We start from the raw sequence: 11,298 nt of genomic DNA, 5'->3' as shown, positions 1-11,298 counted from the left end.
GCAGTTGCACCGTGACCTCTGTCGCGAGTTTCGCATCGACATTGCTGCTCCGCTTGTCGAACTCGACTCAGCCGTCGCTGCCCGATCTTCGATCCCTGCCGGCGATACCGATCTCACGCTTCGTCAAACCGTCTCGACCGACGTCCAACTGCTCGCCCTCTCGGGCCAGATCGATCGCATCCGAAAGGAAGTCCTCACATGACCGACACGCCGAACCCATCGTTCGCTGCTCCTCCACCTTCTCCTCCACCTTCACCTCCACCCTCCACTCCAGCGCCCACTCCAGCGCCCACTCCAGCGCCCACTCCAGCGCCCACTCCAGCACCGGTGAAACCGACTGCACCGTCCAGCACCTCGTCCGAAGCGCGTGATGCCGTGCTCGCCGTGCGCGACGAGGTCGGCAAGGTCATCGTCGGCCAGCAGGGTGTGGTGAGCGGCGTGATTTCTGCTCTTCTCGTCAGCGGACATGTGCTCCTCGAGGGAGTCCCTGGCGTTGCGAAGACGCTTCTCGCGAAGAGCGTCGCTGCGGCATTCGACATGGAGTTCTCCCGCGTGCAGTTCACGCCTGACCTGATGCCATCGGACGTGGTCGGCATGACCGTGCTGGATCAGGCTCCGGGTATGGCGCCGACATTCCGGTTCCGCGAAGGACCGGTCTTTACCAACCTGCTGCTCGCCGACGAGATCAACCGGACGCCGCCGAAGACCCAGGCGGCGCTGCTCGAAGCAATGGAAGAACGACAGGTGTCGATCGAGGGGAAGAGCAGACTGCTGCCGAATCCGTTCCTGGTGATTGCGACACAGAACCCGATCGAGCACGAGGGCACGTTCCCATTGCCTGAAGCACAGCTCGACCGATTCCTGTTCAAGCTCGTCGTCGGCTACCCGACTGAAGACCAGGAAGCCGAGATGCTCGCCCGACACCACGCGGGGATCAACCCACATGCAACGAAGCAACTGATTCGGCCGGTGGCGAATGCTGCGCATCTGCTTGCAGCCCGTGCCGAGATCGATGCGATCACCGTCGAGCCCGCCGTGCTCCGCTACATCGTCTCGTTGTGTCGGGCAACCCGCGAGTCGCCGTCGCTCCAACTCGGGGTATCACCCCGTGGCGCCACCTGGCTCCTCCATGCGTCGAAGGCGTGGGCCTGGCTGTCGGGGCGGACCTTCGTGACGCCTGACGAGGTGAAGTCGGTGGCCAAGCCGTGCCTCCGCCACCGTGTGCTCGTGCGCCCCGAACTCGAACTCGAAGGGACAGCTGCCGATGCCGTCCTCGACGGTTTACTCGCCGCTGTCCCGACGCCGCGCTGACCGTTGTTGCAGCTGTGCGCCGCGTGAGCGAATTCAGTCGACCGGTCCCGACCGGTTGGTTCGCGCTCCTTGTCGCGCTTGCAGCGATCCCCGTGATGGCGCTGCGATCGACATCGTGGCTTGTCCTTGCTGTGATTGGGGTGCTCGCCATTTTGCTGGCTGTAGTCGACGCTGTGCTCGCCGTGCGGCCGCGTGATATCGAAGTCATCCGCGAGTTCCCGGCGGCGCTGACCGTCGGAGAGCCCGGCCAGATCGCCTGGCGGGTGCGGAGCCATGCGACCCGATCGACGAGCGTCACGGTCGCCGACGCAATCTGGCCCAGCCTGGCGGCCTCTCGTCGACTGGCGTCGTTCGTGCTCGAACCGCGTCAGCAACATCGATTCGGCGCGCACATCGAGCCGCTTCGCCGCGGTCGCTTCCCGTTCGGAGCAGTGACCGTGCGCACGGTCGGCCCGATGCGACTGATCGCGCTCCACACCAACCGCACGGTCGACGGCACCATTGCGGTGATGCCCGCCTACCCGTCGCGTGAGCTGATGGGGACCAAGATGCGCATCCCGTTGGAGTCGGGCGTGCGTGCCGTGCGGACGCGAGGCACCGGCACCGAGTTCGACCAGCTCCGCGAGTACCGACAGGGCGATGACTTTCGCAAGGTCGATTGGGCAGCGACGGCCCGGCAGCAGCACGTGATCGTCAGGGACTATCGGGCCGAGCGCAATCAACACGTGGTCGCGATGCTTGACAACGGCCGGATCATGGCGGGCACCGTCGGCGACACGCCACGCGTCGAACACGCGATGGACGCAGTGCTTGGGCTGACGCAGGTCGCGTTGCGCCTCGGTGACAACGTGGGGATGCTGACCTTCGACAGTCAGGTGCGGGGCATCGTGCCGGCGCGTCACTCGAAAGCTCAGTTCTCGAAAATGGCTGAGGCCATGTACCTGCTCGAACCAGCCCTTGACGAAAGCGCATACAACGTCGCGTTCAACAGCGCCGCGGCCCGGTTCCGCCGTCGGTCACTGTTCGTCGTCTTCACCGAGTTGGTCGAAACGGTTGTGGACGACGCGCTCATCCCCGCGCTCGCGGCGCTCACTCGGAGGCACCTGGTCGTCGTTGCGTGCGTGCGTGACCCCGATGTGGCCGACTGGGCTACGCAGTCAGGCCACACCGCTGCTGCTGATGCGTACCGATCCGCAGCTGCGGTGGCCGCCCTCGAAGCGCGCGAGCGAACGATTGCAAAGTTGAGAGCTACCGGTGCTTTGGTGGTCGATGCCCGACCCGGCGCTCTGGCAACCGACGTGGTCGATCGCTACCTCGAACTCAAGACGTCAGGCCGCCTCTGAGCGGCACACGTCGTCAGTGTGATGGAAATGGTGCGCATGTTGACCAAAACCATCACGCTGACGAGGCTTCGTGGGCGCGGGCTGCCCGTCGGCCGTAGACAATCGGCCATCCCCAGAATGCCACGAAGGCGAGCACGCCGATGCCGACCCGAACTGATGTGGGCCATGGTCGGCCGGTGACGAATCCTTCGATCAGCCCGGCGATGAACATCGCCAGCACGAGGCCGATGATGACGTTGCCGACGTAACGCCCGTCATCGGCCAAGGCTCGCCAACGTGTCCGGTTGCCCGGAGAGATCACGGTCCATCCAAGGCGGAGCCCGGCGCCCCCGGCGACGATCACCGCGGAGATCTCGAGGAGGCCGTGCGGCAAGATCAATCCCCAGAAACGTTCCCATTCGCCGACGTGCGTGAACAGCCCGCCAGCGACCCCGCCATTCGCGCCGTTGTAGATGAGGATCAGCGCCGTAAAGACACACAGCAGGATTCCTGCGGCGAAGGCGAGGATCGCAACGCGCACGTTGTTCAAGAAAACCTGGCTGGCGAAGTTCTGCGCCGGTTGGCTCGAGTAGTACTCCTCGAAGTCGCGTTCGATGTACGACGTCCGGATGGCCTCGTCGGCGGTCAGGTTGAACGCATCGGGCGAGATGCCGATCCAGACCATCATGATGATCCACGGCACCAGCGTGAAGGCGGCGGAGGCAGCGATGAACCACCGGATCGACCACACCGCAGCGGGGAATGACACGGTGAAGAATCGGACGATGCCCTTGCCCGGTTCGGTGTCGCGGGTGCCGTACAGGACTCCGTGTGCCTCGGCGACGAGATAGGTGAGTCGACCGATGAGCGCATCATCGCCCCGGTAGACGAGCCGGGCGTGGGCGAGTTGGCCGCCGGTGCGCTGATAGAGCCCGACCAACTCGTCGAGTTCGTCGGGACCCACGTTGCTGACTTTGCGAGCGCGCTTGGTCAACTGTTCGAGACGCTGCCATTGGTACTGATTCGTCGCGACGAACGCATCGATGTCCATGTCAGAACCGACAGTACCCGCCCGTGTCTTCCACCGGGCCCTACGGTGGTGACGTGATGGATCTCGCAAACGGCGCTGGCCGCGCCGACAGCAATCGAGGGAGCAGCAATCGAGCTGGCATCGTCACACCCGAAGCGGTCCTGCTCGATGTCGAGACTGCAGGGTTTGCTTCGCGAGCGACCGCGGGAGCCATCGATTTCGCCCTGCAGTTGGTCGCTTTCTTTATTCTGCTGCTGATCGGAGTTTTCGCATTCGGTGAGGGTTCGACGTTCAACACATTCGCTGCGTTCGTGGTCTTTGGACTGCTCTTCGGATATCCCATCGTCTTCGAGACGTTGCTCCGCGGCCGAACGCCTGGCAAGGCAGCGTTGCGGCTCCGAGCGGTCACCATCGACGGCGCACCGATCCACCTGCGCGAGGCGGCCTTGCGGGCGATGGGCGGTGTCGTTGACCGGCTGCTTCCTCCGGGTGGCATCACCGGAGTGCTGTTCGTGCTCGGGACGCCACGTCATCAACGAATCGGCGATCTCGTCGCCGGCACCATCGTGATTCGCGACCCCCGTCAATATGTGCCGGCGCCAGCACTTTGGTTCTCGCCGCCACCTGGCTACGAAGCATATGCAGCAGCCATTGACCCGTCAGCGATCACGACTGAGCAGTACACCGTGGTGCGCTCGTTCCTGACTCGTGTCGGCACGCTGGCACCGCACGTGCGGCTGGCGTTGGCAGTCGACCTGGCCGATCGTCTGGCTACAGCGATCAACCACCCGCGTCACCCTGAGGTCCACCCCGAGGCGTATCTTCTGAGTGTCATTTCTCGCTATCAGCGAAGCGTCGGTCCAGCGAGCCCGACCCCGTGAGCGTCCGGAATCGGAAAGCGAAATAGCCGCGCAGAGTTAGCGGCGCAGAGTTAGCGGCGGCGGGAGATGCGTTCGGTGGCTTCGCTCGCAGCGAGGGTGACTGCGGCAGCGGCAAGCCCCCACAACACGCCGACGGCGATGCCGACGATCGCACCGACCACAAAGATGGCCAGCAGCCACACGAGTTGGTTCGGTTTGAGCTTGAGATCACGCTGCGCGGCCACGTCAGCAGTATTGCCGGTTCAACCGTGCCGATAGCGTGACCACGTGAATTCGCCCGGGCCTGTCGACACGGCCATCACCTACCTCGACCACGCAGCGTCGGCGCCCATGCGGCCCGAGGCGATCGAGGCGATGTTGCCGTATTTGCGCGACCAGTACGCCAACCCGTCGGGCTCACATCGTTTTGCCCGTCAGGCCCGCCAGGCCGTCGACGAGTCGCGTGACCGTGTCGCCGCCGTCCTCGGTTGCCGTCCCAACGACGTCGTGTTCACCGGGTGCGGAACCGAGAGCGACAATATGGCGATCACCGGCGCCGTCACCCGATCAGGTGGCGTCGCCGTGTGCCCCGCCACGGAGCATCACGCGGTCCTCGAAGTGGTCGAGCACCACGGCGGAGTTGTCGTCGGTGTCGATCACGCTGGTCGTGTCGATCTCGAGCATCTCGCTGCCGCGCTCGATGAGATTGTCGCGGCTGATCGTTCCGTCGCGATCGTCAGCGTGATGACGGTGAACAACGAAGTCGGTTCGATCAATGACCTTGCAGCGGTCCGCCGTGTCGTCCGTCGACACGCGCCGGGTGCGCTGCTCCACACTGATGCGGTGCAAGCGGTTTGCTGGCTTGACTTGCGAGAGGTCACACCCCACGTCGACCTGCTTGCGCTGAGCGCGCACAAGTTCGGCGGTCCGAAGGGTGTCGGTGTGCTCGTCGAAAACGGCGGCCCCAAGATCAACCCCTTGATCATCGGTGGTGGCCAGGAACGTGAGCGGCGCAGTGGCACCCACAACACGGCGGGCATCGTGGCCGCATCTGTCGCGCTGGAACTGGCCGATGCTGAGCGGGCAACCGAAGTCGTGCGCATTGCTGCACTGCGCGATCGGCTCGTCGACGAACTGTGTACCCACCTCGACGGGGTGACCGAGACACTCGATCGCAGCGAGAAGATCGCTGGCTCAGGCCATGTGTGCATCGAAGGGATCGAGAGCGAAGCGCTGCTCTTCTTGCTCGACGAAGAGGCGGTGTGCGCATCGGCAGCATCGGCATGCGCCAGCGGCGCCATGGAGCCGTCGCACGTACTCGCCGCCATGGGAGTCCCAGCTGAGCGGTCCCTCGGGGCGCTCCGCTTGACGCTGGGCCACACGACCACCGACGCAGACATCGACCGCGGCGTGCACGTGGTCACCAAGGCAGTCCAGCGGCTGCGCTCCCACACAGATCAAGCCCACACAGATCGAGGTATGGCATGAAGGTGATGTGCGCGATGAGCGGCGGAGTCGATTCGTCCGTTGCAGCACTGCTGCTGCGCGACGCAGGCCACGAGGTGGTCGGTGTCACCATGAAGTTGTGGGGTGGCGACAGTGACACCGGGTGCTGTTCCGTTTCTGATGTCGATGACGCCCGTCGAGTTGCACAGCAGCTCGGTATCGACCACCTCGTGTTCAACTTCGGTGACGATTTCGACAAGCACGTGGTCGACCCGTATGTCGCGGCTCACGCGAACGGCACGACACCGAACCCATGCATCGAGTGCAATCGATCCGTCAAGTTTGCGCGCCTCGCCGAGCGGGCTGACCTCCTCGGCTTCGATGCAGTCGCGACCGGCCACCACGCAAATATTGGTCGGACCGACACCGGCGCGTACACGCTGCTGCGCGGCGATGATCCCGACAAAGATCAGAGCTACGTCGTGCACATGCTCGATCAGCAGCAGTTGGCGCGCACCATGTTCCCGGTCGGGGGAATGCACAAGTCGAAGGTCCGCGAGCTCGCAGCCTCCATCGACCTCCGGACCGCCGACAAGCCGGACAGCCAGGACGTCTGCTTCATCACCTCGACCGGAGGACGAACCTCGTTCCTCGGCAACCGGATCCCGTTCAACCGTGCCGACGTCGTCGACACCTCCGGCGCGAAGCTCGGCGAAGTCGAGGCGGTCGAGATGGTCACGATCGGCCAGCGCAAGGGCCTCGGCCTCCCGGGGGGTGGCCCCAAACGCTACGTGATCGACGTCGACACCAAGGCACAGATTGTTACGGTCGGTGCTGACAGCGACCTGTTGCGCGACGACCTCACCGTTCGGCGGATGGCATGGGTCGACGGTCCGACGTCTGGCGAAGTGCTCGTGCAGGCAAGCGCACACGGGACTCCAAAGGCTGCGACGATCAACGTGTTCAGCGACGGCGTTGATGACCACGTCGACATCGTGTGGGCTGAGCAGCAACGCCGGATCGCTCCCGGCCAGAGCGTCGTGTTTTACGACCTGTCTGACACCTCTGTGCTCGGCGGCGGCATCGCCGACTGAATCTGCCCCTGGTCCGATTCAGAGGAGGCGAATACCGCGGGCCGCAGCAGTCGCCAGCGCTTCGCCCGGCCTGCTCGGGCTGATCAGGAAGCCCGTCATGTGGATGGCTTTGCCGCCCGGATCTTGCGGGGTGAATGCAAAGACCGTCGTGACGGTTTCGAGCGCCTGGACTTCGAGGGCGTAACCACTGGCCGGGCCGGTGAGGTCGGCCGCTTCGGTATCGGCAGGGGCGAGGCGCATGCCGCCGAGTTGATCGGAACGAACCATCAGCGTGTCGGCCAAGACGACGGGGTCGTGCACCACCAGGCCAGCGGGAACAAGGACGAGCCAGCGGCGCGAGAACCGATGCCAACGAGGGGTGAGCAGGACGAGGCCAGCCACACCGATCGCGCTGAGTAGGCCGCCGAATACGTACGACTTGGCGGCGAGGAGCAGTGGACCGAACACAATGATCGGTGCCCATGTGGCCCACGTGACGATGGCCGCGGTGCCCGCTGCGACAGGAAAACGCAGGGGGAGCCGCTCCTCGTCGCCGTAGGAGGATGCTTGGACGAACTGGCGCCCGACATCGGCCGTGAACATGGCGAACAGAGCGATGCTTGCCGGAATGGCCAGAGCCGCAACCTCGATTGCCTCAGCGCCGCCGACGACTGCACCGATCGTGACGGGAAGGACCAACGGAGCGAACACGCGAGCGACCGTCAAAGAACGCACCGAAGGGATCGCCAGTGCGAGCATCACAGCGCCCCACGGGGCCCAGCCACCGATGGCGGCGGTCCAGCGCACGGCATCACTCCGACCGTCTACAGCCCCCTGCAGGGCTGCTCCACCGAACACGGCGACAACGATCCACGCGACCCGCGCCACCCATGCTGCACTGCGCGCGCTCAGCGCGGTCATGTCCACCGAAGCCATGCACACATGTTGCCGGGAACTGACGACTCTCACGACAGTCGCGGACAGATCATTTTCGCATCCGCTCGGATTCGGTTGCAGGGCCTCCTGCGTGAAACGATGAACATGTGATTGCAAGGGACAGCCGATTTGCCAACGGGGCAGCAACGAGCGTGGGCGCACTGCCTCACCGTGACGCGGCAGCTGCCGCGGCTTTTGCGATGGGCGAATTCGAGATTGCCACTGTTCCGTCGCTGCCGAACGTGGCGGCATTCACCGCCGACGCACTGGCGACCGAACGCCTCGACGATTCAGCGTTCGCCGGGCTGCACGCCTTCCTCAACTTGGCCCGCAATGTGTCGCTCGACGGACTACCGCTCACCTGGCATCTTCCTGGCCCGCTGACGATCGGCGCATCACTGTGCGAAGCGGGCGTCGAGCCGGCCGAGGCGTTTGCGCTGGCGGTCAAGGTCGTGCGGAGCAAGTTGGTCGACGTGGCTGCTGAAATCTCCAGCGCACTGCCCGCCTCGCCGCAACTCGTCATGCTCGATGAGCCAGCGCTTGCCGACCTGATGGCACCCGACTTTCCGATCCCGCCCGATCATGCGATCGACGTGATCTCCAGTGCGATGGCGTCGTTGACCGGGGACGTCGTCGTCGGCATCCATTGCGAAGAACTCTGCGACCTCGCCACGATGCTGGCTGCCGGCCCGGGAGTCATTTCGGTGCCGGTCGACGAAAAGCTGGTCGACTGGGCCGGATACATCAACCGGTTCCTCGACGACGGCGGCGTCATTGCTTGGGGCGTTGTTCCCACGGGCGGGCCGCTCGCGTCCACGTCCGAACGGTATTGGCGTCAGCTCAGCGAACTCTGGTGCGAACTGGTGGCTCGTGGGTGCGATCCGGTGGCGCTGCGTCGCCAGAGCATGGTCACGCCGGGCGGCAGTCTTGACGCCCACGCGGTCTCGGTCGCCCGTCGACTCGCCCGGATGACGGCCGAAATCTCTAAGCGGGTCAAAGACCAGGCCAACGCGACGCGCTTCGCGCTCGGCGCCTGACTCGATTGAGTCGCTCGGGATCGCGTTCTAATACGCTGCGATCTGATGAGCTCCGGTGCGACCTCCCCGCAACACCGTGTCGGCGAACTGCGCGTACAGATCGCCCATCACAACGAGCGCTATCACACGCTTGACGACCCCGAGATCGACGATGCCGTCTACGACGCGCTGGCACGCGAACTCCGAGCGCTCGAGGCTGAGCATCCCGACCTGATCGTTCCAGATTCGCCATCGGCTCAGGTTGGCGGATTGATCAGTACAGCGTTTTCCCCTGTCGAGCATCGGGTTCCGATGACCAGCCTCGATAACGCCATGGACCGCGACGAACTGCGTGCCTGGGCCGACCGTGTCGTCAAGGGTCTCGATGGTCAGATCCCGACCTTTGTCTGCGAGCTGAAGTTCGATGGCCTGGCGATGAGTATTCGCTACGAGAAAGGCCAGTTCATCCAGGCCGCCACGCGCGGCGATGGCCGTGTCGGCGAGGACGTCACCGACAACGTCAAGACGATTGCCGACGTGCCGCACGAACTGACCGCACCGGATGACGGCACGTTGCTCTCCGCTGTCCCGCCGGTGGTTGAGGTGCGTGGCGAGGTGTACATGCGAACCTCTGCCTTTGATCGGTTGAACGCCCGCGCCGTCGCGGCAGGGGAGAAGCCGTTCGTCAACCCTCGGAACTCGGCAGCCGGCAGCCTGCGCCAAAAGGACGCGACCAAGACCGCCGAACGCGAGCTGTCGTTCTGGGCGTACCAACTCGGCGAGGTCATCGACGGCCCCGAGTTCACGAGCCACGTCGACACGCTCAACTGGGTCGGCGAACTCGGCTTCCCGATCAACGAACACGTCAAACGATTCGACACCATCGACGAGGTCGCGACGCACTGCAAGCAATGGCAGGAGGAGCGCCACGCTCTCGACTATGAGATCGACGGCGTGGTGATCAAGGTTGACGATCCGAAGCAGCGCGACATTCTCGGGTTTACAGCGAGGGCGCCCCGCTGGGCTATCGCGTACAAGTTCCCGCCGGAGGAACGGACCACCACGCTGCTCGACATTCAGGTGTCCGTCGGACGAACCGGGCGCGCCACTCCGTTTGCAGTGCTCGACCCGGTGTTTGTGGGTGGCTCGACAGTCGGAATGGCAACACTGCACAATCGCGAGCAGGTTGCGGTCAAAGACGTGCGACCCGGTGATCTGGTGATCGTCCGTAAAGCCGGCGACGTCATCCCCGAGGTGGTCGGGCCCGCCGCTCAAAACGTGCGGCCGAAGGGGAGTGTGGCGTGGGAGTTCCCCGTGGACTGCCCGGGCTGCGGCGTTGCGCTGATCCTGCCCGAGGGTGAGGCTGACACCCGCTGCTTCAACCCGGATTGCCCGGCGAAACGGATCCAAAAAATCGCGTACTTCGCGGCACGCGTCGGGATGGACATCGAAGGTCTCGGTGAGCAGATGATTGAGAAGCTTGTCGGTGTCGGCCTGATCAACGACGCTGCGGACCTGTATTCCCTGACGGTCGAACAGTTGATGGCGCTCGATCGAATCGGCGAGACGAGCGCCACGAACCTGGTCGACTCGATTCAGAGTTCGAAAGACCGTCCGCTCCACAAGTTCATTCGGTCGTTGGGGGTCCGCCATGTCGGCCCTTCGGCCTCGCTGGCGCTCGCCGACACATTCTTCACGCTGCGCGACATCATGAGTCGTTCGGTCGAGGAGATGGCGGCCGTCAACGGTGTGGGCGAGGTCATCGCCACGACGTTCAGTGAATGGTTGGCAGAAGCCACCAACCGAGAGCTGATCGACCGGTTCGAGGCTGCAGGAGTCAACTTCGGTGACCCCGATGCGGCGGCACGCGCCGCAGAAGCAAAGGCAGCGATTCCACAGACCCTTGAAGGCAAGGCCGTCGTGGTGACCGGAACGCTTCCCGGCTACAACCGTGAGGAAGCTGAGTTGGCCATTACGTCCCGCGGCGGCAAGAGTCCGGGCAGCGTCAGTAAGAAGACGTTGGCGCTCGTCATTGGCGACAGCCCGGGAGCGAGCAAGCTGACAAAGGCCGAGTCCCTCGGGGTGCCGATCGTTGAAGCAGGTGGTTTCGAAGCGCTGTTAGCAACTGGCGACGTGCCGGGGCCAGCATCAGGGCCGTCGGAGCGCGAGTCGGAGCGCGAGTCGGAGCGCGAGTCGGAATAGGTCAAACGACGACGAAGGTCCAGCTGTACGACTTGGCGTTCTCTCGACCCTCGTCGAGCCGCCAATACACGACGCGGACCGTGTGGCGACCTTGCGTCAACT

General features: G+C 64.4%; 11 protein-coding genes. 8 read left to right on the top strand and 3 right to left on the bottom strand.

Features of this window, described 5'->3' with window-relative positions; genetic code table 11:
- From ACH2EI_RS08105 to ACH2EI_RS08095, 3 genes are all read left to right on the top strand, one after another.
- On the top strand, positions 1-202 hold a 202-nt coding region (locus tag ACH2EI_RS08105), incomplete at its 5' end, for a hypothetical protein (RefSeq protein WP_395159667.1).
- The gene (locus ACH2EI_RS08100) at positions 199-1,311 is read left to right on the top strand and encodes an AAA family ATPase (protein ID WP_395159665.1); all 1,113 of its coding nucleotides are present in this window, start codon (positions 199-201) and stop codon (positions 1,309-1,311) included. The genes ACH2EI_RS08105 and ACH2EI_RS08100, both read left to right, overlap by 4 nt.
- A gap of 23 nt (positions 1,312-1,334) precedes the next feature.
- A complete protein-coding gene (locus tag ACH2EI_RS08095; protein WP_395153092.1) occupies positions 1,335-2,654 on the top strand; it encodes a DUF58 domain-containing protein in 1,320 nt (439 codons plus the stop codon).
- A 52-nt stretch (positions 2,655-2,706) separates the two neighbouring features.
- On the opposite strand, the gene ACH2EI_RS08090 is transcribed toward ACH2EI_RS08095, so the two are convergent.
- Positions 2,707-3,684, bottom strand: a complete 978-nt coding sequence (locus ACH2EI_RS08090; protein ID WP_395153093.1) for a stage II sporulation protein M — start codon at positions 3,682-3,684, stop codon at positions 2,707-2,709.
- Between the two features lie 56 nt (positions 3,685-3,740).
- Between ACH2EI_RS08090 and ACH2EI_RS08085 the strand changes: the two genes are divergently transcribed.
- On the top strand, positions 3,741-4,544 hold the full coding sequence (locus ACH2EI_RS08085) for an RDD family protein (RefSeq protein ID WP_395153109.1): 804 nt from the start codon (positions 3,741-3,743) through the stop codon (positions 4,542-4,544).
- Between the two features lie 50 nt (positions 4,545-4,594).
- Here ACH2EI_RS08085 and ACH2EI_RS08080 read toward each other — a convergent pair whose 3' ends face one another.
- Entirely contained in the window at positions 4,595-4,768 is a 174-nt protein-coding gene (locus ACH2EI_RS08080) for a hypothetical protein (RefSeq protein WP_395153094.1), read from the bottom strand.
- 43 nt (positions 4,769-4,811) lie between these two features.
- Between ACH2EI_RS08080 and ACH2EI_RS08075 the strand changes: the two genes are divergently transcribed.
- Together ACH2EI_RS08075 and mnmA are read left to right on the top strand one after the other, a co-directional pair.
- Entirely contained in the window at positions 4,812-6,011 is a 1,200-nt protein-coding gene (locus ACH2EI_RS08075) for a cysteine desulfurase family protein (protein WP_395153095.1), read from the top strand.
- On the top strand, positions 6,008-7,063 hold the full coding sequence (mnmA, locus tag ACH2EI_RS08070; RefSeq protein WP_395153096.1) for a tRNA 2-thiouridine(34) synthase MnmA: 1,056 nt from the start codon (positions 6,008-6,010) through the stop codon (positions 7,061-7,063). The genes ACH2EI_RS08075 and mnmA overlap by 4 nt, the downstream gene beginning before the upstream one ends.
- Positions 7,064-7,081: 18 nt before the next feature.
- Here the strand turns inward: mnmA and ACH2EI_RS08065 are convergent, their stop codons facing one another.
- Complete coding sequence (locus ACH2EI_RS08065) at positions 7,082-7,978, bottom strand: hypothetical protein (RefSeq protein ID WP_395153097.1); 897 nt, start codon at positions 7,976-7,978, stop codon at positions 7,082-7,084.
- Positions 7,979-8,085: 107 nt separating this feature from the next.
- Between ACH2EI_RS08065 and ACH2EI_RS08060 the strand changes: the two genes are divergently transcribed.
- Entirely contained in the window at positions 8,086-9,015 is a 930-nt protein-coding gene (locus tag ACH2EI_RS08060) for a hypothetical protein (protein ID WP_395153098.1), read from the top strand.
- 45 nt (positions 9,016-9,060) lie between these two features.
- Positions 9,061-11,196 (top strand): NAD-dependent DNA ligase LigA, encoded by a 2,136-nt coding sequence (gene ligA / locus ACH2EI_RS08055; protein ID WP_395153099.1) that lies wholly within the window; start codon positions 9,061-9,063, stop codon positions 11,194-11,196.
- The last annotated feature ends 102 nt before the right edge of the window (positions 11,197-11,298 follow it).

The sequence above is a fragment of the Ilumatobacter sp. genome (assembly GCF_041688325.1).
Lineage (GTDB): Bacteria > Actinomycetota > Acidimicrobiia > Acidimicrobiales > Ilumatobacteraceae > Ilumatobacter_A.
Note: the sequence above shows the minus strand (reverse complement) of the source record. Positions and strands in the feature narration are given on the sequence as shown.

Coding starts and splice junctions, on each gene's coding strand:
- ACH2EI_RS08065 (WP_395153097.1), bottom strand. CDS start 7,978: ATGGCTTCGGTGGACATGACCGCGCTGAGCGCGCGCAGTGCAGCATGG.
- ACH2EI_RS08100 (WP_395159665.1), top strand. CDS start 199: ATGACCGACACGCCGAACCCATCGTTCGCTGCTCCTCCACCTTCTCCT.
- mnmA (WP_395153096.1), top strand. CDS start 6,008: ATGAAGGTGATGTGCGCGATGAGCGGCGGAGTCGATTCGTCCGTTGCA.
- ACH2EI_RS08085 (WP_395153109.1), top strand. CDS start 3,741: ATGGATCTCGCAAACGGCGCTGGCCGCGCCGACAGCAATCGAGGGAGC.
- ACH2EI_RS08090 (WP_395153093.1), bottom strand. CDS start 3,684: ATGGACATCGATGCGTTCGTCGCGACGAATCAGTACCAATGGCAGCGT.
- ligA (WP_395153099.1), top strand. CDS start 9,061: ATGAGCTCCGGTGCGACCTCCCCGCAACACCGTGTCGGCGAACTGCGC.